18 protein-coding genes are annotated in these 23,559 nt (G+C 71.5%); 9 read left to right on the top strand and 9 right to left on the bottom strand.

Annotated elements, in window-relative coordinates; all coding sequences use genetic code 11:
* Positions 1–154 precede the first annotated feature (154 nt).
* The gene (locus CPH93_RS19995; protein WP_096213602.1) at positions 155–3,100 is read right to left on the bottom strand and encodes a serine hydrolase; all 2,946 of its coding nucleotides are present in this window, start codon (positions 3,098–3,100) and stop codon (positions 155–157) included.
* 240 nt (positions 3,101–3,340) lie between these two features.
* On the opposite strand from CPH93_RS19995, the gene CPH93_RS19990 reads away from it, so the two are divergent.
* From CPH93_RS19990 to CPH93_RS19980, 3 genes are all read left to right on the top strand, one after another.
* The gene (locus CPH93_RS19990; protein ID WP_006604995.1) at positions 3,341–4,102 is read left to right on the top strand and encodes a GOLPH3/VPS74 family protein; all 762 of its coding nucleotides are present in this window, start codon (positions 3,341–3,343) and stop codon (positions 4,100–4,102) included.
* Positions 4,103–4,418: 316 nt separating this feature from the next.
* Positions 4,419–5,282, top strand: coding sequence for a helix-turn-helix domain-containing protein (locus CPH93_RS19985; RefSeq protein ID WP_078568710.1), 864 nt, complete (start codon positions 4,419–4,421; stop codon positions 5,280–5,282).
* Between the two features lie 168 nt (positions 5,283–5,450).
* Entirely contained in the window at positions 5,451–5,660 is a 210-nt protein-coding gene (locus CPH93_RS19980; RefSeq protein WP_006604993.1) for a DUF397 domain-containing protein, read from the top strand.
* A 123-nt stretch (positions 5,661–5,783) separates the two neighbouring features.
* Here CPH93_RS19980 and CPH93_RS19975 read toward each other — a convergent pair whose 3' ends face one another.
* Positions 5,784–6,623: a hypothetical protein gene (locus CPH93_RS19975; RefSeq protein WP_096213601.1), complete on the bottom strand. Its 840-nt coding sequence runs from the start codon at positions 6,621–6,623 to the stop codon at positions 5,784–5,786.
* Between the two features lie 191 nt (positions 6,624–6,814).
* Here CPH93_RS19975 and CPH93_RS19970 point away from each other — a divergent pair, with 191 nt between their 5' ends.
* Entirely contained in the window at positions 6,815–8,038 is a 1,224-nt protein-coding gene (locus tag CPH93_RS19970; protein WP_093488785.1) for an aminotransferase-like domain-containing protein, read from the top strand.
* A gap of 121 nt (positions 8,039–8,159) precedes the next feature.
* A complete protein-coding gene (locus CPH93_RS19965) occupies positions 8,160–8,945 on the top strand; it encodes an SDR family oxidoreductase (RefSeq protein ID WP_093483722.1) in 786 nt (261 codons plus the stop codon).
* A 16-nt stretch (positions 8,946–8,961) separates the two neighbouring features.
* Here the strand turns inward: CPH93_RS19965 and CPH93_RS19960 are convergent, their stop codons facing one another.
* The gene (locus CPH93_RS19960; RefSeq protein ID WP_093483723.1) at positions 8,962–10,080 is read right to left on the bottom strand and encodes an ADP-ribosylglycohydrolase family protein; all 1,119 of its coding nucleotides are present in this window, start codon (positions 10,078–10,080) and stop codon (positions 8,962–8,964) included.
* 200 nt (positions 10,081–10,280) lie between these two features.
* Here CPH93_RS19960 and CPH93_RS19955 point away from each other — a divergent pair, with 200 nt between their 5' ends.
* On the top strand, positions 10,281–11,240 hold the full coding sequence (locus CPH93_RS19955; RefSeq protein ID WP_096213600.1) for a D-2-hydroxyacid dehydrogenase family protein: 960 nt from the start codon (positions 10,281–10,283) through the stop codon (positions 11,238–11,240).
* 168 nt (positions 11,241–11,408) lie between these two features.
* Positions 11,409–11,666, top strand: a complete 258-nt coding sequence (locus CPH93_RS19950; RefSeq protein WP_040900550.1) for a hypothetical protein — start codon at positions 11,409–11,411, stop codon at positions 11,664–11,666.
* Positions 11,667–11,738: 72 nt separating this feature from the next.
* On the opposite strand, the gene CPH93_RS19945 is transcribed toward CPH93_RS19950, so the two are convergent.
* Entirely contained in the window at positions 11,739–12,713 is a 975-nt protein-coding gene (locus CPH93_RS19945; protein WP_096213599.1) for an Lrp/AsnC family transcriptional regulator, read from the bottom strand.
* A gap of 140 nt (positions 12,714–12,853) precedes the next feature.
* On the opposite strand from CPH93_RS19945, the gene CPH93_RS19940 reads away from it, so the two are divergent.
* Positions 12,854–13,729 carry an NAD(P)H-binding protein gene (locus tag CPH93_RS19940; RefSeq protein ID WP_096213598.1) on the top strand — a complete coding sequence of 292 codons (876 nt, stop codon included), beginning with the start codon at positions 12,854–12,856 and terminating at the stop codon, positions 13,727–13,729.
* 65 nt (positions 13,730–13,794) lie between these two features.
* Here the strand turns inward: CPH93_RS19940 and CPH93_RS19935 are convergent, their stop codons facing one another.
* From CPH93_RS19935 to CPH93_RS19925, 3 genes are all read right to left on the bottom strand, one after another.
* Positions 13,795–16,443 (bottom strand): bifunctional FO biosynthesis protein CofGH, encoded by a 2,649-nt coding sequence (locus tag CPH93_RS19935; RefSeq protein ID WP_096213597.1) that lies wholly within the window; start codon positions 16,441–16,443, stop codon positions 13,795–13,797.
* A gap of 133 nt (positions 16,444–16,576) precedes the next feature.
* Positions 16,577–16,978: a VOC family protein gene (locus tag CPH93_RS19930; protein ID WP_093483728.1), complete on the bottom strand. Its 402-nt coding sequence runs from the start codon at positions 16,976–16,978 to the stop codon at positions 16,577–16,579.
* 425 nt (positions 16,979–17,403) lie between these two features.
* A complete protein-coding gene (locus tag CPH93_RS19925; protein ID WP_096213596.1) occupies positions 17,404–18,228 on the bottom strand; it encodes a TIGR03619 family F420-dependent LLM class oxidoreductase in 825 nt (274 codons plus the stop codon).
* A gap of 172 nt (positions 18,229–18,400) precedes the next feature.
* Here CPH93_RS19925 and CPH93_RS19920 point away from each other — a divergent pair, with 172 nt between their 5' ends.
* A complete protein-coding gene (locus CPH93_RS19920; RefSeq protein ID WP_173909844.1) occupies positions 18,401–19,921 on the top strand; it encodes a CehA/McbA family metallohydrolase in 1,521 nt (506 codons plus the stop codon).
* Between the two features lie 102 nt (positions 19,922–20,023).
* On the opposite strand, the gene CPH93_RS19915 is transcribed toward CPH93_RS19920, so the two are convergent.
* Together CPH93_RS19915 and CPH93_RS19910 are read right to left on the bottom strand one after the other, a co-directional pair.
* A complete protein-coding gene (locus CPH93_RS19915; RefSeq protein WP_093483731.1) occupies positions 20,024–21,517 on the bottom strand; it encodes an aldehyde dehydrogenase family protein in 1,494 nt (497 codons plus the stop codon).
* 146 nt (positions 21,518–21,663) lie between these two features.
* Positions 21,664–23,403: an N-acyl-D-amino-acid deacylase family protein gene (locus CPH93_RS19910; protein WP_096213595.1), complete on the bottom strand. Its 1,740-nt coding sequence runs from the start codon at positions 23,401–23,403 to the stop codon at positions 21,664–21,666.
* Between the last annotated feature and the right edge of the window lie 156 nt (positions 23,404–23,559).

Raw genomic sequence — 23,559 nt, 5'->3', positions numbered from 1 at the left:
CTACGTCGATGACGGACTCCGGTCACGCCTGAGGCGGAGGAACGCGCGTGGTGCCCGGGGGACTTGAGCGCGGGTGCTCGGCGGGCACAGGGAGCCGGGCACCGGACGGTGGTCCGAGGGCCCCGGGCCGACCGCCCGGAGCCCCCGGCACCGCTCACGTAATACGGACCAGCTTCGACCCGAAGGTCGGCTCGACGAGGTCCTTCTGCAGGGCGACCGGCACCTTCTGCGTGCTCTCGCCATTGCCGACCGTCAGCACACCGACCTGCGTACCGGCCTTCGCGGTGTGCGGGATGCTCTTGCCGCCGTCGCTCATGGAGAACGTCGCCTTCATCCCGGACCAGCCGATCGCCGACAGGTCCTTGGTCGCCACGACCGGCGTCTCACCACCGAGGCCGTCGTCCACATAGCCGACGACCTGCCCCTTCTTCACCACGGTGTCCGAGACCAGCGCGTCCCGGGCCGCCGTGATCACCTTCTCGGTGTTGCGCAGGACCACTCCGAGCTGGGCGTTGGGGTCCGGGCTGTTGGTGTGCTGATCCATCGTCACACCGAGCAGCAGCTGGTCCTTGCCGCCGACGGTGCGGTAGCCGGACCACATGAACGTGCCGCCGGCCGGCGTGCTCGACCCCGTCTTGATGCCGCTGACCTTGCCCGCCATCGTCGTGAGCAGGGAGTTGTTGTTGTAGATCCGCTCCGGCAGACCCGGAATCTGGGCGTTCTCGGTACGCACGACCTCACGGAACACATCGTTCTTGACGACCTGTTCGGCGAGCTTGAGCTGGTCGACGGAGGTGCTCACGGTCGTCTGGAGAAGACCGCTGGGGTCGGTGTAGTGCGTCTTCTTCATCCCCAGCTTCTTGGCCGCGTCGTTCATCTTCTTCACGAACGCCGCCTCGGACCCGGCGTCCCAACGGGCCAGCTGCCGCGCGACGTTGTTGCCCGACGGGATCATCAGCATCTGCATCATCTGGTACTGCGTGAACTTCTGATCTTTCTTGAGCGGAACGCGCGACTCGTCCCCCTTGTTCGAGTCCGCCTCACCCTGGGCGTCCACCGTGATCGTCTGGCCCTTCTGGCCCTTCTTCAGCGGGTGGTCGCGCAGCAGCACGTACGCCGTCATCACCTTGGCGACGCTCGCGGTCGGTACGGGCTTCTCCTTGCCGGACGTGCCCAGGCTGCCGACGCCGACGACCTCGGCGGCGGCCTGCCCCTGGTCGGGCCACGGCATCGCGAGCTTGCCGCCCTTGAAGGTGAACGCGGTCGACGCACCGACGGTGAGCTTGGGGGCGGGCAGCGGGCGCACCGCCTGGGCGACCACGAAGACGATCGCCAGCAGCACCGCCAGCGGGGTCCAGATCTTGAAGCGCCGGACGACCGTGCGCAGCGGGGTCTCGGGCGGCGGCGGGGTGTTGGTGAGCTGCGCCAGGAGGTCGAGCGGCGGCAGCGGTTCCTGCTTGGTCCGCTCCGACTCGGGCAGCGCGGCAGGAGCCGCGGCGCCGGTGGCCTCCGCGGCGGACGGCGTCGCACCCGTCCGGCCGGCCTGCTCGGTCGACGTGGCCGGCTTGGCGGGCTCGGCGGCGGGCAGCGCGCCGGGAGCCTTGGCCGCCGGCTTCTGCGCCGGCTTCTCGGCCACCTCGTCGGCCGTGCTGCCGGCGGCCTTACCGGCCGCCTTGTCCGAGGGCTTGTCCGCCGCCTTCTCCGCGGCCTTGTCCCAGGGCTTGTCCGCGGCCTTGTCGGGCGTACGGGCCGGCGTCCTGGGCGCCGTCTTGCCCAGCGACTTGCCCGCCGTACCGTCGTCCGCCGACTTCAGCGCCACGAACTGACTGGTCCGCTCCGAGTCCCGCTCGGGGGCACCCTTCGCCTTGCCGCCGGCGTCCTTCTTGGCTTCGCCGTCCGTCTTGGCGTCGGTCTTGCCCTCGCCGTCCTTCGTGGCGTCGGCCTTGCCGTCGCTGTCGGACGCGTCCTTGGCATCGGCCTTGGCGTCAGCCTTGGCATCGGCCTTGTCCTTGGCGTCGGCCTTGCTGCCGCTGCCGGGCTTGCCCTTGGCGTCGTCCTTGCTCTTGGCGGGCGGGTTGATCTTGAAGGCGGTGGTCGCCTGGTCGACGACCTCGGCCTCCGCCCCCTTCCCCTTCAGCTTCGCAATGGCGAACACTCGGGTCGCGTCATCGCCCGGCGCCTCGTCGGCGTCACTCTCGCCGCCACCGTCGCCGTCGTCCGCACCCTTGCCGTCGCCCTTGCCCTCGCCGGCAGCGCCTGCCGCCCCCGAGGGCTTGCCCTTCTGCGGCCCGACGCTCTTGAACACAGCCGTCGGCTGATCGACGGCCTTGGCCTGCTGGGGCAGCGAGGCGGACGCGGGCTCGGCCTCAGCCTCGTCCTCCGAGACGGCTTCGGCCTTCGCCGCACCCTTCCCGTCCGACTTGCCCTCGGTCTCCGCCTTGGCGGCAGCCTTCCCGTCCGCCTTCTCACCGGCCTTTACGTCCGGCCGATCGGCACCCTTCGCCTTCGACTTTGCTTCCGGCTTTGCGGCGGCACCCTCGGCAGCCTCATCCGCATCCGCACCGGCGGCCGCCGGGCCCGACTCCTCCGACCCGGCCGCGTCGCCGTCACTGCCGCCGTCGCCGTCCTCGGCTCCGTCACCGTCCGTCGACGCGACCCAGGCGGCCACAGCGGCACGGAGGCGGTCATCGCCGCCCTCCCCGCCCCCGTCGCCCTCAGCGGCCTCCTGAGACGCTTCAGCGCCCTCGGACGCTTCGCCCTCCTCGGACACCCCGGACGGGCCCGCAGCCTCCGCCTCGGACGGCTCCACGGCCTTCGCCCCGGCCGCAGCACCCGGCTTCGCCGCAGCCTTCGACTTCACCTCGGGCTTCGCATCCGCCTCAGGCTTCGAGTTCGACTTCGACTTCGCCGAACACTTCGTCCCGGCCGCGCTCTCCGGATCGTCCTGCGGGCGCGCGTCCTCCCCCGCCCCCGCTTCCTGCTTCTTCGCCGGCTCGTCCGGCTCTCGGCGGAAGGCGGACAGGCGCGGATCACGTTCGCTCCGCGCCGTCTCCCCCGACGACTGCTTCTTGTCCGACTTGTCGGGGGACTCGCCCGCCACCGATGTCTCCTTCATTTGTCGCACTGCCTGCCTGGCCCAGTGTTTCCAAGTGTCCTGTGTCTGTGCCGCACCGTCCCGCCGCCACGCGTATCAGGACGCGCCGCACCCCACAGAAAGATGTCGCCGACGTGCAAGACGAGAACGACATACCTACCGGTTCCCTATCGAATCCCCCATGCACTCTCGACAGATGAATGTGAGAGGGGTCACCCTGTCATTCATCCACGCGGGGAGGCATGGATGGGCAGGAGCCGCAGAACAATTCCGGAGGAGCTTCTGCTGCTCGCTTTGGACCCGACCACGGGCACCACAGCGCAGCCGCAGTCGCTCGACCTCGGCCTGGCCGGGGCACAGCTAGTAGAGCTGGCTCTGGCAGGACGGATAGCCCCAGACGGGGATCGTATCGCCGTGGTGATGGCACGGCCGACAGGAGATCCAACACTGGACTCCGCACTCGAACTGCTGCGCCGACGTGGCAGTCCGGTGCGCGCGGTCCACTGGATCGGCGGGCCCCGACTCGGGCTGCGCCAGACCTACCTCACGCATCTCGAACGGTGCGGCATGGTGCATGCCGTGGCGGGCCAGATGTGCGGGGTACTGCCGACGACGCGCTACCAAGCGACGGAGACGGCCATCAGCCGGGAAATCAGGGTCCGGCTGGACAACGCGATCCGCACCGGCGTACCCCCGGACCCGCGGACCGCGGCGCTGGCCGCGCTGGCCCATGCAGTCGGGCTCGGCAAGCATCTGTACCCCGGCAACGAGGGGCGGTCATCGCGCTCCCGTCTCCGGGATCTGATCCGCCACGACCCGATGGGCGGGCTGGTCGCACACGCCGTCATGGATGTGCAGAACGGCGTCGGGGCCCAGCCACGGCGGCCGCAGGCCACCGCCGCGGGACCCGTACGCCAACCGGCGGCCCGGGCCACCGCGGAGCCGGCCGGCGCGCCGGGCCAGTCGCGGCACGCCCACGGCAGGATGGCCCGGGTGGGCGCCCGCTGACGCCGGCGGCGGACGCCGTACGACGTCCCCCACCACCGCTACAGCACCCACATCGGTAGAGCATCGGTGGCGCACCCGCACCACCGGCCCACAGACCCGTTCGGGAGCCGCAGCACACAGCGCGGGGTGGCGGGCCGGCCGTTTTGGACGACGGCCGGCCCGCCACCCCGCGCTTTTGCTCTGCCGCGCTTTACCGGTTCCGGCCCCGAATTTCCAGCCTGAGCACCTTGTCCAGCCATTTGCCAGCGCGATGTGGACCGTTGGTGGCAGTCTGCTGAACAGAAAACAGCAGTACGGAGCCGGAGGTGCACTTAGCGTGGCGTCCAATGTCAATCCCACCGTCAGGCGACGCCGATTGGGCCAGGAGCTGCGCAGGCTTCGAGAGGCCAAAGGCATGACGGCAGAAGAGGTGGCGGACCGGTTGCTGGTCTCCCAGTCGAAGATCAGCCGCCTGGAGAACGGCCGTCGCAGCATCAGCCAGCGGGATGTGCGCGATCTCTGCGGCGTCTACGAGGTGGCCGACCAGCACATGGTCGAATCTCTGATGCAAATGGCGAAGGAGTCCCGTCAGCAGGGCTGGTGGCACGCATTCGGGAGCCTCTCCCCGAGCTACAGCGTCTACATCGGACTGGAAGCCGATGCGCTCTCCGTGCGGAATTACGAGTCGCTTCTGGTGCCCGGTCTCCTGCAGACCCCCGAGTACGCGGAGGCCGTGATCCGCGGAATGTGGCCCGAGGCCACTCCGGAGGACGTCGACAGCCGCGTCGGCGTACGACTCAAACGGCAGCAGCGGCTGCATGCCGCTGAGGGCCCGCTCCGCTTCTGGGCCGTGATCGACGAGTCGGCCACCCGCCGGGTCGTCGGGGACCGCCGGACGATGCGCGAACAGCTGGAGCGCCTCGTCGAATTGAGCCGGCTCCCCCATGTCACGCTCCAGGTGGTGCCGTACTCCGTGGGGTCCCACCCCGGAATGACCGGGACGTTCTCGATCCTGGAGTTCGACGACCCCTCGGACTCGACCACGGTCTATTTGGAAGGCGTCACCAGCGACCTCTACCTGGAGAAGCACGGGGACGTCCACAAGTACGGGATCATGTACGAGCATCTCCGGGCTCAAGCACTGAATGCGGACGAGACGCGCAAATTCATCTCAGATGTGGCCAAGGAGTACGCCGCCTGATACGGCGGGCCGGAAAGTACACCACCACCGCAACTGAAGGAAGAGTCCTCCGACATATGTCATCCGGTCGAGTGAGCGGCTCCTCCTGTTAGCGATGTTGGAGCGTAGCGTCATCAGCACCCCGAGAAGTCACCACTTCTCGCCCACCTGAACGCACGGGAGTGCAAAATGACGAGGAATCTCAACGCCGATCTGATGTGGCGGAAGTCGACATACTCGGGTAAGGACGGAAATTGCGTCGAGGTCGCCCGCGTGGACGACTCAGTTGTCGGTGTCCGCGACAGCAAGGCCCCTCGTGGACCGGTCCTCTCCTTCTCGGCGCAGGCATGGACTGCCTTGCTTTCGGATATCGACCGCGGACGCCTTGGCAGCGCCTGACACGATCGTCACCGCATCACGATACGAGCCCTCTCGACTGGTCCGCCGTCCTGGCCGAGGGGGCTCAGCCTCGCCCGCTGCCCAGCCCTCGCCCGGCTCCCCCCGGGAACGGAGCGCCCGGCGTCAGCGGAGTTCATCGACATAGCGATCGGTTCCCGGCACCGTGGGAATGAACGGCGCAACGAATTCGACGGAGCCGAGACCTTGTTCCGCGACCAGGGAATCGAGCCCCGTGAAGTGCTCGCCCCAGCACGTACGCGGATCCTGTTCCAGGAACCAGAGAAGTGTCAGCCGGGTATCCACCCCGGCCACCTGCTCGACGTATGACATTCGGTCGTCCGGCAATGGGTGGGGACGAAAGACCATCACCATGGCCGCGGGTGATCCCGACAGTCGCGTCCTGAGGTGCTGCGCACACAGCCACTCCAGAAGTTTCGCGCGCTGAACCGGGCCGGCGGCATCGATAACCTCCACGACCAAACCGTCGTAGGGGTAATTCAGGGCATGAAAGTCACGCGGGCCGTCACTCCCGTCGCGATACACCGTGGCCAGGTGCCCGTGGAACGCCGTAAAGACATGGGTCCGTTCGTGATGGACGCGGCCATCGCGATGGAGGCGCTGATTGATTCCCACGCTCCACTTCAGGTGCTCGGAATAGCGCCCCTCCGTGACCCAGTATGTGGAGATATAGCACCCCCTGGTAACCGGCCGGGCGACCGCTGACTCCGCCGGATACCGGAGGAGCTGGAGGTCACGCGTCGCCACCCATCGGCGGCCCGCGTACATCCACGGCATGGCCATGGCCCCGGCGATGAAGTGATCGTCCTCGTACCAGCGGTTGTAGGCGCGCTCCTGGCCGGCATGCGGCTCCACCATCGTGAGGAGCGCATGCCCCGGACGGACGCCGTACGGGCCCGTGCCGGCCAGCCGCGCGTAGGTCTCCAGGTCCGTGGCCTGACTCATGGCAGTCCTCCTGGGTGAAATCGCATGCAGGGGCGCTAGTTTGACGCTCCGTCAGACAGTTCGCCAGGGGCCGCGGCTACCGCGGGCGTCCGGCCTGTGGAAAACCCCGTGCGCCCCTCCCCGCCCGCCTAAGCTGCCTGTCGTCTGCGGTTCAACCAGTGCCCCGCAGGCCAGAAGCGATGGGAGTCGCCATGCCGGACGCACTACTTGGCCATGCAGGCGCCCCCGTCCCCGGGCTCGCCGCCCGTGCGGCGCGGACCGGCGGTTCGCCCGTGCGCGAGATTCTGGCGCTCACCGCGCGGCCCGAGGTCATCTCGTTCGCGGGCGGGCTGCCCGCGCCCGAGCTGTTCGATGCGGCGGGCATCGCGGCCGCCTTTGCCCAGGTGCTCGCCGAGGACCCGTCGCGCGCCCTGCAGTACTCCACGAGTGAGGGAAATCCGGAGCTGCGGGCGGCCGTCGCGGCGCGTACCACCGCGCGCGGACTGGCCACGGACGCCGACGACCTGATCGTGACCACCGGCTCCCAGCAGGGCCTGACGCTGCTGGCCACGGCCCTGCTGGAGCCGGGCGATGTGGTGCTGGTCGAGGACCCCTGCTACCTCGCCGCGCTGCAGATCTTCTCCCTCGCCGGTGCCCGGGTGGTGCCGGTGCCGACCGATGACGAGGGCCTGGACCCGGCCGCGCTGGACGAGATCACCGCGCGCGAGCGGCCCAAGCTGCTGTACGTCGTACCGACCTTCCAGAATCCGACCGGCCGCACGCTGTCCGCCGAGCGCCGGGCCGCGGTGGCCGAGGTCGCCGCCCGGCGCGGGCTGTGGATAGCCGAGGACGATCCGTACGGCGAGCTGCGGTTCGAGGGCGAGCCGGTGCCGTGGGTCGCCTCCTTCCCCGGGGCCGAGGACCGTACGGCGCTGCTCGGCTCGTTCTCCAAGGTGATGGCGCCCGGTCTGCGGCTGGGGTCGCTGCGCGCACCGGCCGCGCTGCGGCGTGCCTGCGTCATCGCCAAGCAGGCCGCCGATCTGCACACGTCCACCGTCGACCAGGCCGCCGCGGCACGGTATCTGGCGGTCGCGGATCTGGACGCGCATCTGGTGCGGGTCCGCACGGCCTACCACGAGCGGCGGGATGCGCTGGTCGACGGGCTGTCCGAGGCCCTGCCCGCGGGCTCGCGGTGGAACCGTCCGGCGGGCGGAATGTTCGTGTGGGCGACACTGCCCGAGGGGTATGACGCCACGGCGCTGCTGCCGGAGGTGGTGCGGCACGATGTCGCCTACGTCCCCGGGGCACCGTTCTTCGCCGGGACGCCGGACGCCACGGCCGCCCGGCTGTCATTCGTGACGCACGCCCCGGAGGAGATACGCGAAGGGCTCGGCCGGTTGAAGGAGGCGCTGGGGCAGGCGCACCGGGAGGGGTGAGCGGGGCGGGGGGAGGCTGCCTACGTGCCCCGGGGAGCGGACGGGCTCTGGCCTTCCCACACCCGCGCCCCTATTCTGACGCCCCATCAGATGCACGGGGCGGCCCGGCCGGGAGGCGCGCATGCTGCTGCGGAACAAGACCGTCGTCGTCTCGGGCGTAGGGGCCGGGCTCGGCCATCAGGTCGTGGCGGCCTGTCTGCGGGACGGCGCCTCGGTGGTGCTGGGCGCCCGCACGGCGGCGAACCTCGCCAAGTCGGCGGCCCAGCTGGACCCTTCGGGCGAACGGACGGCCTGGCGGGCGACCGATATCGCGGACGAGGCACAGTGCGCGGAGCTGGCCGCACTGGCCGTGGCGCGGTTCGGCGGGATCGACGCGGTGATCCATGTCGCCGCGCTGGACTCGCTCTTCGGGGGCCTGCGGGACGCCGACTTCGACTCCTGGCGCCGCGTCGTGGACGTCAATCTCTTCGGCACGCTGCGGATGACCCGCGCCTGTCTGCCGTCGCTCACGGCGCGCGGCGGCGGGTCGGTGGTGATGATCGGCACCCAGTCGTCGGTCGCCGCGCCCTCGCAGGTGCAGCAGGCGGCGTATGCGGCCTCCAAGGGCGGGCTGGTCTCGGCCATGTACTCACTGGCGCGCGAGCTGGGACCGGACCGGATCCGGGTCAACACCGTGCAGCCGGGGTGGATGTGGGGCCCGCCGGTGGAGGCGTACGTACGGCTTCAGGCGCACACCGAGGGCGTCCCGGAGTCCGAGGTGCGCGACCGGCTCACCGCGCGGATGGCGCTGCCCGACCTGGCGACGGACGCGGATGTGGCCGAGACCGCGGTCTTTCTGGCCTCCGACCGGGCGCGCGCCATCACGGGCCAGTCGCTGCTGGTCAATGCGGGCGAGCTGATGCGGTAGGCAGCCGGAGTGCGTCCTACGCCCTCGGGTACCGGGCCAGCCACCCCGGCGCCGATCCGGCCGGGCCGTGCAGCGCGGCCCCCTGCGTCATCTCCATCGAGAAGTCGTCGGCCATCTGCAGGATCGTCTCCCGGCCCTCCAGCTCGACCAGCCAGTCCGGCGGCAGCGCCGTCTCGCCGTGCAGGGTGCCCAGCAGATTGCCGCAGATGGAGCCGGTGGAGTCGCTGTCGCCGCCGTGATTGACGGCGAGCAGCAGGCCGTGCCGGAGGTCCTCGGCGACCAGTGCGCAGTACACCCCGATCGCCAGCGCCTCCTCGGCCGTCCAGCCCTCGCCCAGCGACTCCACCCGGGCGGGCGTCGGCATCCCCTGCCGTACGGCGCCGAGCGCACGCTTGAGGGCGTCGGAGGTCTCCTCGTGGCCCGGGCGGGTGGCCAGATGCGCCAACGCCTTCTGCACGGCGCCGTCGAGCACCTCGCCGCGGGCCAGCGAATGGCTGATGACCGCGAAGGCGCCGGCCGCCAGGTAGCCGGTGGGATGGCCGTGCGTCTGGGCGGCGCACTCGGCGGCGAGCTGGAAGACCAGCTGCGGCTCCCAGCCGACCAGCAGCCCGAACGGCGCGGAGCGCATCACCGCGCCGCAGCCCTTCGAGTCCGGGTTCTTGGGCGCCTCCAGCGTGCCCATCACCTCGTCGCCGAGTCCGCTCAGGCAGGCCCGGCCGGGCGCGCGGCGGGAGTAGAGCCACTCCTCGCGGGCGAGCCAGCCGTCCTCCTTCTTGCGCTCGTCCGGGCCCCAGTCGCGCTGGGTGGCGGCCCAGCGCAGATAGGCGCGGTGGACGTCGGTGGGCGGATGCCAGGCCCCGGTGTCGCGGCGGACCTGGGCCCGGATCAGTCCGTCCACGGTGAACAGGGTCATCTGGGTGTCGTCGGTGACCGCGCCGCGCCGCCCGAAGGCGGGCACGAGATCCGTGACGCCCTCCTGGCCGTGCGCCGCACGGATCGCGTCGAGCGAGTCGAATTCGATGCCGGCGCCGAGCGCGTCACCGATGGCGCCGCCGAGCAGGCAGCCGCGCACCCGGCTGCGGAAGTCCTGCTGTTCCGCGCGCCCCCAGATGGCGCCGCCTCCCGCTGCGCTCACTGCGCCTCCCGAAGCTCACTGCGTTCCGGGGCCTAGCACAGGCCCCCCGGGAGAGCACTGTAATCGTTCAGGATTGATCAATTTTTGCGCAGGAGAGTAATGCGAATAGTCACTCACAAGGAGGCTTTTGGCCGGTACGGTCCCGATGAGCACCATCCGGCCACCTTGGCCGTCCGCCCCACCCTCCCAGGAGAATCCGCATGACGTGGCGCTGCGCCGTACTCGACGACTACCAGGACATCGCCCGCTCGATGGCCGACTGGTCCGTATTGGCGAGCGACGTGGACGTCCGTACGCTGCGGCGGCCCTTCGGCTCCGAGGACGAGGTGATCGCGGCGATCGGCGACTGCGAGATCGTCGTCGCGATGCGCGAGCGCACCCCGTTCCCCGCCTCGCTCCTGGCGCGGCTGCCCCGTCTCCGGCTGCTGGTCACGTCCGGGATGCGCAATGCCGCCATCGACCTGGAAGCCGCCGCCCGGCACGGCGTCACCGTCTGCGGCACCGCCAGCAACACCGAGCCGCCCGTCGAACTGACCTGGGCGCTGATCCTGGGCCTCGCCCGCAACTTCGTCACCGAGAGCGCCGCGATGCGCGCCGACGGGCCCTGGCAGAGCACGCTCGGTGCCGATCTGCACGGCCGCACGCTCGGGCTGCTCGGACTGGGCAAGATCGGCACCAGGGTCGCCCGGATCGGCCAGGCCTTCGGCATGAATGTGACAGCTTGGAGCCGGAATCTGACCGCCGAGCGCGCGGCGGAGGCGGGCGTCCGGCTCGCCGCCACCAAGGAAGAGCTCCTGGAGACCGGCGACTTCGTCTCCGTACACCTCGTCCTCAGCGACCGTACCCGCGGCCTGGTCGGCGCGGACGAGCTCCGCCGGATGCGGCCCACGGCCCACCTCGTCAACACCTCCCGCGCCGCCATCGTCGACCAGCCCGCGCTGCTGCGGGCGCTGCGCGAGAACTGGATCGCCGGCGCCGGCCTGGACGTCTTCGACCAGGAGCCGCTGCCCGCCGGCCACCCGCTGCGCACCCTCCCGAACGTGCTCGCCCTCCCCCACCTCGGCTATGTCACCCGCCGCAACTACGAGGGCTACTTCCAGCAGGCCGTCGAGGACATCACCGCCTTCCTGGCGGGGAGTCCGATCCGCGAACTGGGCTGACGGGGGCCGGGCCGCGGCAGCCGGGATGCCATGGGCGGGTTGAGCGAGGAGGTTCAGCGGGCAGGTTCGGCGGGCGAACGCCCCATCCACCCCTCCGGCCCGTCCAGCCCCAGCAGGGGGCTCATCCGTTCGACCATGGCGGCGGTGTGCGCTGGGCATGCTGTCCCCATGTCCGAGTACGAGTGGGATCGCACCACCATGGCCGTTGTCGCCTCCGCGCTCTCCGGAGACAGCGACGGCGCGGTGGAACTGCTCCGTCCGCTCCCCCAGAGCGATGTCTGCCATATCGCCGTACGGCTTGCCGCGATGGCCGCCGACGCGCTGATCGTCGCCGCCCAGGACAGCGGAGGGGACCGCGAGGAGGCACTGTCGCAGTGGCAGCAGTGCATCCTGCAGCACGAAGCCGAGTACGAGGGCGGCGAGTAGGGGGCCCGGCCGTGGCGCCGCGTCCGTTTTTGCGGCGTCCGCGGCCGGCCTCGTGGCACGGCCCCGCCGTCGTCAGCGGCCGGCGGACAGCGGGGCACCGCTGCGTTTGAGGGTGCGGATCACCGGTGCCGACTCCAGGGACCGTACGGCGTCCAGCGCCCCCACGCGTTCGGTGAGGTAGCGGGAAAGACCGTCGGCGTCACGGCAGTTGACGGCGGCCACGAGATTGCTGGGCCCGGTGGTCATGGCGGCGAACGAGACCTCCGGGTGCTGCGCCACGGCGTCGGCGGTCCTGGCGAGCGCGGCAGGAGGGACGGACATCCACAGGCGGGCCTCGGTGGGGAAGCCCAGCGCCGCCGGTGCGATGTCGACGGCGTAGGTGAGGATCCCGGCGCGGCGCAGGGCGTCCAGACGGCGCTTGGCGGTGGAGTCCGCGACGCGGGCGACGGCGCCGAGTTCGCGGTATCCGGCCCGGCCGTCGCGGGCGAGGACGTCCAGCATCGCGCGGTCGTGTGCGTCCAGCGCCACGGGGTCGGCCGCGGGCGACGGCGCGGGCGGCCGCAGTCGCTGTGCCTGTTCCGCGGTGAGGCAGGCGGCGCCCGCCCAGGTGTACGGCAGCGCCGTCGCCCGCAACAGCAGATGCGCGGAGACCGCGGTGACCCGGCCGGTCCTCGGGAGCTTCTGCAGGAGAAGAGCGTCCCGGTCGGCTGCGGACGGCGTCTGGACATTGCAGGAAATTTCCGTGCCCCCGGACAGCAGGTACACGAACGAGATGTCGGACCGCGCGGCCAGGGCGGTGGCGAGGGACTCGGCCGCATCCGGGGGGCACTGCAGCCGCAGCGTCCAGGAGGTGTGGCCGAGCGGGACGCCGTTGACCACGCCGGCAACCCGCAGCACCCCGTGCGCGCGCAGCCGGCGGTAGCGGCGGCTCACCGTGTTCTCCGAGACGCCGAGCACCTCGCCGACGGTGCGGAACGCCGCGCGGCCGTCGATCTGCAGGGCGTGCACCAGCCCCCTGTCGACCTCGTCCAGGGTGACCCTTTTCATCGGCGCAGCATAAGAGATGACGGTTTTCTGCAATTTCCCGGTGCCGGATGGCCCATTCCGCCCTGCCCGTCGATCGTGGCAGGGCATCCCGGGCGACGGAGATACCGGCACAGGCGGGAGGCATCGGACAAGGAGCGCGAATGGCCACCCAGGGCAGGACCCTCGTCACGGGAGCGACCGGAAAGGTGGGCAGGCAGGTGGTGTCCCAACTGCTGGCCGCCGGCACGGGGGAGGTCCGCGCGCTGACCCGGACCCCGGGCACAGCGCGGCTGCCCGACGGAGTCGAGGTACGGCGGGGCGGCCTGTCCACCCCTGCGGCGCTGGAGGAGGCTCTGCGTGGGGTGTCCGCCGTGTTTCTCCTGTGGCCCTTCCACAGCGCCGGACCGGCCGCCGCCGTCGTGGAGGCGATCCGGCGGCACGCCGACCGGGTGGTGCTGCTGTCCTCCGGCGCCGTAGTGGACGGGGTCGCCGCCGAGCGGCAGCCGCATCCGGTGGGCCGGTCGCATGCGGCCGTCGAGCAGCTCATCGAGCGGTCCGGGCTCCGGTGGACGCATCTGCGGCCGGCCACCTTCGCGGCCAACACCCTGTGGTGGGCCGGTCAGCTCCGCACCGGCGATGTCGTACGGGGCGCCTACGGGGCGGTCCCGATGGCCCTGCTGCACGAGGCGGACATCGCGGCCGTGGCGGTGCGAGCCCTGGCCGAGGACGGACATGACGGCGCGGCCTACGCGCTGACCGGCCCCGATGTCCTCACCCAGGTGGAACAGGTCCGCACGATCGGCGAGGTGCTGGGCCGCCCGCTCCGCTGGGAGGAACTGTCCCGCGAGGCGGCCCGGCAGCAACTCCTGGCCGATGACGGCTTCCCCGACGCGTTCGTGGACGCACTTCTCGACGGTCACGCCGGCATGCTGGCCGCCCCCCGCCCCGTCACCACCGGCACGATCGAGGCCGTCACGGGCACACCGGCGCGCACCTTTCGCGACTGGGTCGCCGACCACATCGCCGACTTCGGCTGACGGGGCAGGCGCCGGGCGGACGAGACGAGACATGCGCCCGGGGCCGCCCCTGCCCCACTCCCCGTCTACTCCACGACCGGCAGCAGCTCCGGCAGATGGCCGTCCGACGCGAGGGCGGCGGTCCGGCGTTCCTCGGGGACCGGGCCGTACGTCGTGGTGCGCGGGCGGGCCGGGCGGCCGGCCAGGTCGGCGATGGCGATGAGGTCCTGGATGGAGCGGTAGGAGCCGTAACTCGAACCCGCCATACGGGAGATGGTCTCCTCCATCAGGGTGCCGCCCAGGTCGTTGGCGCCGGAGCGGAGCATCTCGGCGGCGCCCTCCGTGCCGAGCTTGACCCAGCTGGTCTGGATGTTGGTGATGTGCGGATGCAGCAGCACCCGGGCCATGGCCGTCACCGCGCGGTTGTCCCGTGTGGTGGGGCCGGGGCGGGCGATGCCGGCGAGATAGACGGGGGCGTTGGTGTGGATGAAGGGGAGGGTGACGAACTCCGTGAAGCCGCCGGTCTCCTGCTGGATCTGCGCCAGCAGACGCAGATGCCCCAGCCAGTGGCGCGGCTGGTCGACATGGCCGTACATCATCGTCGAGGACGAGCGGATGCCCAGCTCATGGGCGGTCTTGATGACCTCGACCCAGGTGGCGGCGGGCAGCTTGCCCTTGGTGAGGATCCAGCGGACCTCGTCGTCTAGGATCTCGGCGGCGGTGCCGGGGAGCGAGCCCAGGCCGGCGGCCCTGGCCTCGGTCAGCCAGTCGCGGATCGACAGCCCGGTACGCGTGGCGCCGTTGACGACCTCCATGGGCGAGAAGGCGTGCACATGTATCCCGGGGACGCGTTCCTTGACGGCGCGTGCGATGTCGAAGTACGCGGTGCCGGGCAGATCGGGGTGGATGCCGCCCTGCATGCACACCTCCACCGCGCCCACGTCCCAGGCCTGCTGGGCACGGTCGGCGACCTGGGAGAGGGAGAGGGTGTAGGCGTCGGCGTCGGTGCGGCGCTGGGCGAACGCGCAGAAGCGGCAGCCGGTGTAGCAGACGTTGGTGAAGTTGATGTTCCTGGTGACGATGTAGGTGACGTCGTCGCCCACCGTGGCGCGGCGCAGCTCGTCGGCGATCGTGCAGAGGGCGTCCAGCGCGGGCCCGTCGGCGTGCAGCAGCGCCAGCGCTTCGGCGTCCGTGAGCTTGATGGGGTCGTCGGCGGCCTGGGACAGCGCCTGTCGTACATCGGCGTCGAGGCGTTCCGGCACCATCCCGGGGGCGGCGGCCTCGCGCAGCGCCTCCCAGTCGCCGTAGACCTCGTCGAAGTCGTCGCGGCGGTCGGTGGTGCGGCCCTCGGTGTCGATGGTGTGGTGCAGGTCCGTACGGCCCGAGGAGCTCATCGTGAAGCCCTCATCGGGCTCCTGCCAGGGACGGCCCACTACGGGGGCGTCCTCCACGGCCAGGCCCGTCTCCGGGTCGGCGAGGGCGCGGACGTGCGGCAGCAGACGGGGGTCGAGCCAGGGTTCGCCGCGCTGGAGGAACTCCGGGTAGATGGGGAGCCGTTCGCGCAGTTCGAAGCCGGCGGCGGCGCAGCGCTCGGTCAGCTCCTCGATCTGCGGCCAGGGACGCTCGGGGTTGACATGGTCGAGGGTCAGCGGGGAGACGCCGCCCCAGTCGTCGATCCCGGCGCCGATGAGCAGCGCATACTCGCCGTCGACGAGGTTGGGCGGCGCCTGGATGCGGGTCGAGGGGCCCATGATGTGCCGGGCCACCGCGATCGTCGCGGCCAGTTCCTCCAGTTCGGCGTCCGGCATGCCGCGCATCGCCGTGTCCGGCTTGGCGCGGAAGTTCTGCATGATCAGTTCCTGGATGCCGTGGTACGCGCGCTGGATGCGGCGCAGCGCGAAGAGGGACTCGGCGCGCTCCTCGTATGTCTCGCCGATGCCGATGAGCAGCCCCGTGGTGAAGGGGACGTTGGAGCGGCCGGCGTCCTCCAGGACGCGCAGCCGGACGGCCGGTTCCTTGTCGGGTGATCCGTGGTGCGGACCGCCGGGCTCGCTCCACAGACGCTCGGCGGTCGTCTCCAGCATCATCCCCAAGGAGGGGGCCACGGGCTTGAGCCGCTGGAAGTCCGTCCAGGACAGCACACCGGGGTTGAGGTGCGGCAGCAGACCGGTCTCCTCCAGGACGCGGATGGCCATGGCGCGGACATAGGAGAGCGTGTCCTCGTAGCCGTGCGCCTCCAGCCACTCGCGGGCCTCGGGCCAGCGGTCCTCCGGCTTGTCGCCGAGCGTGAACAGGGCCTCCTTGCAGCCCATTTCGGCGCCGCGGCGGGCGATGTCCAGCACCTCGTCGGGCGACATGAACATCCCGTGGCCACCCCGTCGCAGCTTGCCGGGGACGGTGACGAACGTGCAGTAGTGGCACGTGTCCCGGCACAGTCGCGTCAGGGGGATGAAGACACCGCGCGAATAGGTGATGACTCCGGGGCGGCCCGCGGCCTCCAGGCCGGCGTCCCGCACCCGGGCCGCGGAGGCGCACAGGTCCTTCAGGTCCTCGCCGCGGGCCTGCAGCAGCACCGCGGCCTCGTCGGCGTCCAGCGCCACTCCGTCGCGGGCCCGCTTGAGCGCGCGGCGCATCGCGTTCGCCGTGGGCCGGCCCGGCTGGGCGGGTCCGGAAGTCGTCTCGCGGTCGGTCCCTCGGTCGGATGCCTGGTCAGGTCCCTGCGCGCTGGAAGTCATTCTCCGAGGATACGAGCGCCCACCGACAGCGCCGCCGCGGGAGAACGGGCGGTCCGTGTGCCGCTGATCACTACGGGCGGAGGTTCCGTCCGAGCCCCCAGGGGGCACTTCCCGGTGGCGGCTCGCCGCACGCCTACATACTGGCCAGCAGCTCGTCGGAGTACGTCCGGGTCAGGAACTCCATGTTGTGACCGTCGGGGTCGTTGAGGTAGAGACCCCGGCCGCCGTCCAGGGTGTTGATCTCCTGCGGCCTGGTGTGCAGGGGGTCGGCCCAGTAGGACAGTTCACGCTCCTGTATGCGCGCGAAGATCGCGTCGAACTCCTCCTCGGTCACCAGGAACGCATAGTGCGTGGGGACGAACTCGCGGCCGCCGGCGACGTGCTCGGCGTAATCGAGGGCCACCCCGTTGTCGAGCTTGAGCGCGGCGAAGGGGCCGTACGCCTTCGGTTCGGGCGCGCCGAGAAGATCTGCCAGGAACCTGGCGGAGGCGAACCGGTCGGTGCTGTGCACGATCGTGTGGTCGAGGCGGGGCATGGGATCTCCTTGATCTCTCTGGTCCCGCGAGCGACGAGGCCGCCCCCGATCCGCCGCCGGATCAGGCCGGGCCGTCGCTCTTCCGGGGCCGCTGACCGGTCTCCTTCGGCCCGCCGATCCGCTGCATCGCCGATCGGCGGGGTCCTCACCTTCGACGCTACGACCGGACGGGCGGACCCGGAACATCCTTCGGTATCGACCTGGGCAGGGGCCCGTACGCCGATGGTCCTAGGACGTGGCCTCGTGGTCCCCGTCGCCTGGTGGGCGCCGCTCGCGCTCCCCTTCCGTCGCCCCGGTAGGCGGCCCTCACGCTCCCGTCCCCGACGCCCGGCAGGCGACCTCACGCCGCCATCCCCGGCACCGCGACGCACCCACCGTCACCCCTCCCTTACGCCTCGCTCCCCTGCGTCACAGGTACTGCCGCGTCACAGATACTGCGCGAAATCATCGAGCGTCCGCAGTACTTCCGCCTCACCGGCCGGCGGCAGTTGCAGGACCACTTCGCCGAGGCCCAGCTCGCGGTAGTGCGCCAGCTTCCCGGGCGAGGGGCGGACCGCGTACGGCACCACCACCGGCTCACCGGTGCGCCCGGCGTCCGTCCACGCCTGCCGCAGCACCGGCACGGTCTCGGCCAGTCCCCGCCCGCCGATCGGCAGCCATCCGTCCGCGTAGTCCGCGATCTGCCCGAAGAGCTTGGGCCCGGCCCCGCCGCCGAGCAGGATGCGCGGCGCCCCGTGCACCGGCTTGGGGTGGGCGAAGGACGCCCGTACGGAGCCGAATTCTCCCTGGTACGCGGTGGGTTCCTCGGCCCACAGGGCGCGCATCAGCGCCACCCGGTCACGGGTCAGCTCGCGCCGGGTCGACCACTCCACCCCGTGGTCGGCGGCCTCCTCGACGTTCCATCCGTAGCCGATGCCGAGGGTGAAGCGGCCCCCGGAGAGGAAGTCGAGAGTGGCGATCTGCTTGGCGAGGGCGACCGGATCGTGCTGGCCGACGAGGGTGATGCCGGTGCCCAGGGCGAGCCGCTCGGTGACCGCGGCGGCCTGGGAGAGCGCGATGAACGGGTCGAGGGTGCGGCCGTATTCGCGAGGCAGGGGGTCGCCCATGGGGGCGGGAGTGTCGCGGCTGACGGGGATATGGGTGTGCTCGGGGAGATAGAGCCCGGCGAATCCGCGCTGCTCCAGCTCGCGGCCCAGCCGGTCCGGCCGGATCGTCTCGTCCGTCAGGAAGATCGTGGTCGCGATCCGCATGGTGGGGAAACCTCCGTCAGACGTGTGGGTGACCGCATGGTGCCTCACCGGCCAACGGTTATCCACAGCCCTTTCGCTCCGTGTCGCACCCGCGTACAACAGTTTTCACGCGGCGCAACGAGCCGGCCGCGCAGCGACACGGAACGGACTCCATACGACACGGGGGGCGGGGATGGAACGACGCGAGGTTCTGAGACTTTCAGCGGTTGCGGGCGCGACGGGCGCGCTTACGCTCGGACGTGTGAGCTTCGCCGACGCAGCGCCCGCGGACGGGCGGCCCGGCGGCGGGCCGGCTGAGCAGACCCGGCGGATCACCGGCCAGCTGCCCACGGGCGCACCGGACTTCGTGTATCTGCCCGTCGAAGTGCCCCATGGGGTCCGCGAGATCGCCGTCTCCTACACCTATGACAAGCCCCCCGTCCCCGAGGGCACGGCCGGCAACGCCTGCGACATCGGCATCTTCGACGAGCGGGGCACCGACCTCGGCGGCGCCGGCTTCCGCGGCTGGTCGGGCGGGGCGCGTACGGAATTCTTCCTGCGTGCCGACGAGGCCACCCCCGGCTACCTCCCGGGCCCCGTCAACGCCGGCACCTGGCACATCGCCCTCGGCCCGTACACCGTCGCGCCGCAGGGGCTGTCCTACGACGTCACGGTCACCGTCCGGTACGGCCCGCGGGGCCACACCCCGGCTCCCGGGTATCCGCCCGAGCGCGCCCGGGGCCGCGGCCGCGCCTGGTACCGCGGGGACAGCCATCTGCACTCCGTCCACTCCGACGGCAAGCGCACGCCCGCCGAGATCGCCGCGCTGGCCCGCGCCGCCGGGCTGGACTTCCTCACCACCACCGAGCACAACACCACCTCCTCCCACCGCGCCTGGGAAGGGCTGTGGGGCGACGACCTGCTGATCCTCACCGGCGAGGAAGTCACCACCCGCAACGGTCACGTGGTGGCGATGGGCACCGACCCCGGGGTCTTCATCGACTGGCGCTACCGGGCCCGCGACAACGCCTTCGGCAAGTACGCCCGCGCCGTCCGACGGGCCGGCGGTCTGGTCATCCCGGCGCATCCGCACGCCACCTGCATCGGCTGCAACTGGAAGTTCGGGCTCAACGACGCCGATGCGGTGGAGGTCTGGAACGGCCCGTACACCCCCGATGACGAGGTCACCCTCGCCGAATGGGACAACACCCTGGTCGCACACGTCCAGGGCCGCGCCGACTGGCTGCCCGCCGTCGGCCACAGCGACGCCCACCGCGATCCGGATGTCATCGGCCTGCCGCAGACCGTGGTGCTCGCCGACGACCTCTCCCGCCGCGCAGTGCAGGACGGCATCCGGGCGGGCCGCGTCTGGATCGCCGAGTCCGCAAAGATCGACCTGACCTTCTCCGTCACGGGCGAGCACGGCGAACACGCCGGAATCGCCGAGCGCCTGGAGGTCTCAGGCACCTCCAAGGTCACCGCCCACCTGAAGGTCACCGGCGCCCCGGGCTGCACGGCCTCCTTCGTCACGGACCAGGGTCGGCTGTATACGGCCCCGCTGCCCCCGTCGGGCGACGGCACCCTCACCTGGCAGACCACCCCCGACAACGCCGCCTACATACGCGCGGAGGTCCGCCATCCCTCCACCACCCCCGGCCTCCCGGGCCCGATGGCGGCGATGACCAACCCGGTCTTCGTGGGCCGCTGGGCCTGAGTCCGACCCCGGCCCGCCACCTCACCCGACCGCCCCGGCCCGCCTCACGCCCGACCGCCCCCGGCCACCCGCCTCACCCCCACACCGCCCCGGCCCGCGCTCTCACCCCGCCCAGACAATCGCCTGCAACTCGCTATACGCATGCAACGCGTACGAGCCCACGTCCCGACCCACCCCGCTCCGCTTGAAGCCGCCGAACGGTGCTTCCATGTTCCGGCCGACGGTGTTCACCCCGACCCCGCCGGCCCGCAGTTGCCGGGCCACCCGGAAAGCGCGGGCGACATCGCCGGACCACACATAGTCGATGAGCCCGTAGTCGCTGTCGTTGGCCAGCGCCACCCCCTCGTCCTCCTCGTCGAAGGGCACGACCACGACGACCGGGCCGAAGATCTCCTCCCGTACGACCCGCATCTCAGGAGTGCAGTCGGCCAGCAGCGTAGGCGCGACATAGAAACCGCGCTCCGGAGCGGAGGGCCGTTCACCGCCCGCCACGACCCGCGCGCCCTCCTTGCGGCCGAGCTCGACGTAGGACTCGACCCGCTCGCGGTGCGCGGCCGAGATCACCGGCCCGACCACCGTCCCGCGCGCCCGGGGATCGCCGACCGGCAGCCGTGCGAGGTAGCGCGCCAGCCGCTCCACCAGCGCCTCGTACACCCCTCGTTGCGCGATCACCCGGGTCGGCGCCGTACAGATCTGCCCGCTGTAGAAGGAGTACGTCGTGCCGATGCCGGCCACCGCCGCGTCCAGGTCCGCATCGTCGAAGACCACCGCGGCGCCCTTGCCCCCCAACTCCATGAGCTGGCGCTTCATCCCGCGTCCGCAGACCTCGGCGATCTGCTGGCCGACGGCCGTGGAGCCGGTGAAGCTCACCATGTCCACGTCGGGCGAGTCGACGGCCGCCGCACCGACCTCCGCCGAGGCCCCGCCGACGACGTTCACGACCCCCGGCGGCACCCCGGCCTCCGCCAGCGCCGCCGCCATCCGGTACACCGACAGCGGGTCCTGCGGAGCCGGCTTCACCACGACGGTGTTGCCCATCGCCAGGGCCGGCGCGATCTTCCCCGCGGGGTTCGCCCAGGGGTTGTTGTACGAGGTGATGCAGGTGACGACCCCGACCGGCTGCCGTACGGCCAGCGCACCCAGCACCCCCGCCTTGCCCTCCCCCATTGCCTTAAGGGCATGGGAGGTACCCCCATGCCCGGCGTCGTTGATCTGCGGCGGCAGCCCCTGCTCGACGGGCTCCAGCGCCCCCTTCGCATACCGCCGGAAGCGCGCCACCCCCACCGCGACCTGCATCCCGCGCGCGGTGGCGGTCGTCGCGCCGCTCTCGGCCTGCGCGAGCTCGGCATGCGCGGCGAAGTCCCGCTGCATCAGATCCGCGGCCCGGTCGAGGACTGCGGCGCGCTGCTGCGGCGACGTACGGGACCAGGCCCCGAAGGCCGCGCGCGCCGCGGCCGCCGCCTCGTACACCTGCGCCCGGCTCGCCTCCGGCGCGAGCCCGACGACCGCCTCCGTCGCCGGATCGATGACCTCATAATGGCCGCCGTCGGGCTCGACCCACTCGCCACCGATGAACAGCCGTTCCGCCGCGGCCACTTGTCGCTCCCGCCCTTCCGCTGTGGCCACTTGGCGCTCACGCCCCTCCTCCGCGGTCACTTGGCGCTCACGCCCCTCCACCGCGGTCACTTGACGCTCACGCCCTTCCGCCGCGGTCACCTGGCTCTCAGGCCCTTCCACGGCCGTCACTTGGTGCTCACCGTTCTCGTGTCCCGCCCCGAGCGCAGCACGGTCCCCGGTACCGCGCCGGTCACCACGTCCTCCCGGATCACCTCGACGCCGTTGACCCACACCGCGTTGATACCGATCGCCCGGGAGTCCAGGCGCGGGCTGTCGCCGGGCAGGTCGTGCACCAGCGTGGCCTTGTCCGCGTCGATCCGCTCGGGGTCGAAGAGGACCAGGTCCGCGTGCCAGCCCTCCTCGATGCGGCCCCGTTCCCGCAGGCCGAAGAGCTGCGCCGGGTCATCGGTAAGCATCTTCACGGCCTGCTCCAGCCCCATCAGCTTCCTGCCCCGCAGACAGTCGCCGAGGAAACGCGTCGTGTACGGCGCCCCGCACATCCGGTCCAGATGGGCGCCCGCGTCCGACCCGCCCAGCAGCACGTCCTCGTGCTGCCAGGTCTCGGCGCGCAGCGCCCAGGAGGCCGGGTCGTTGTCGCTGGGCATCGGCCACAGCACCGTCCGCAGCTGGTCGTTGGCGCAGATCTCGACCAGGCACGCGAACGGTTCCTGGCCGCGTTCGGCCGCGATGTCCTCGACGACGCGCCCGGTCAGGCCCTCGTTCGCCGTGGAGTAGGTGTCCCCGATGACATACCTGCCGAAGTGGGCGAGCCGGCGGAAGACCCCCGCCTCCTTGCTGTTCGCCCGCCGCAGCAGCTCGTCCCGGACTCCGGGATCGCGAAGCCGCTCGATCCGCTCGGGCACGGGCAGGCCCAGCACGTCGCCCCACCCGGGTATCAGGTTCAGGGCGCAGAAGGTGCCGAGCGACATGTTCATGGGCGTGAGGATCGGCATCGTCAGGGCCACGATCCGGCCGCCGGCCTGCCGGGCCCGCTCGCTGGCGACCAGCTGCCGCGGCACCCGCCCGGGCACGGCCGCGTCGATCGTCAGCACGTTCCAGTTCAGCGGGCGTCCGGCCGCGGCGCTCAGCTCGACGAGCAGCTCGATCTCGGCGTCGCTGAAGCGGTCGAGACAGCCGGCCACGATCGCCTCGATCTGGGTGCCCTCGTGCGCGGCGACGGCCCGCGCCAGCGCGAGCAGTTCCGCCGGCTCGGCGTACCGGGAAGCGACCGGCCGCCCGTCACCGTCGGAGTGGGTGGCGGACTGCGTGGTGGAGAAGCCCCACGCCCCGGCGTCCATCGCCTCGTGGAAGAGCGCCAGCATCTGCTCCAGCTGCGCGGGCGTGGGCTGGCCGCCGACGGCGTCCTCGCCCATGACGTAGCGGCGCAGCGCGCAATGCCCCACCATGAAGCCCGCGTTGACGGCGATCCGCCCCTCCAGGGCGTCCAGATACTCGCCGAACGAGCTCCACGACCAGGGCGCACCCTTTTCCAGCGCCACCAGGGACATGCCCTCGACCTTGGACATCATCCGGCGGGTGTAGTCGGCGTCCGCGGGCCGCCCGGGGTGGAGCGGGGCCAGGGTGAACCCGCAGTTGCCGCCCGCCACGGTCGTCACCCCGTGGTTGAGCGAGGGGGTCGCGTACGGGTCCCAGAAGAGCTGGGCGTCGTAGTGGGTGTGCGGGTCGACGAAGCCGGGGGCGAGGATCAGCCCGGTGGCGTCCTCGCTGGTCGTCGCGTTCTCCGTGACGGTGCCGGCCGGCGCGACGACGGCGATCCGGCCGGTCCGGATGCCGACGTCGGCGGCGTACGAGGGCGCGCCCGTTCCGTCCACTACGGTCGCGCCCTTGATCAGGTGGTCGAGCACGGGCGATGCCCCCTTCTCCTCGGCGGAACTCGGCCCGGCCCGGGCGGACCAGGCCGTCTCCTCGGCTTCTCCTCGGCGGAACCCGGCCAGGCCCCGGCGGACCAGGCCCTCTCCTCGGCGGAAGCGGCCAGGCCCGGGCGGGACCAGGCCCTCTCC

It is taken from the genome of Streptomyces sp. 2323.1 (assembly GCF_900221035.1).
GTDB lineage: Bacteria > Actinomycetota > Actinomycetes > Streptomycetales > Streptomycetaceae > Streptomyces > Streptomyces sioyaensis.
This window is presented reverse-complemented; position numbering and strand designations above follow the sequence as displayed.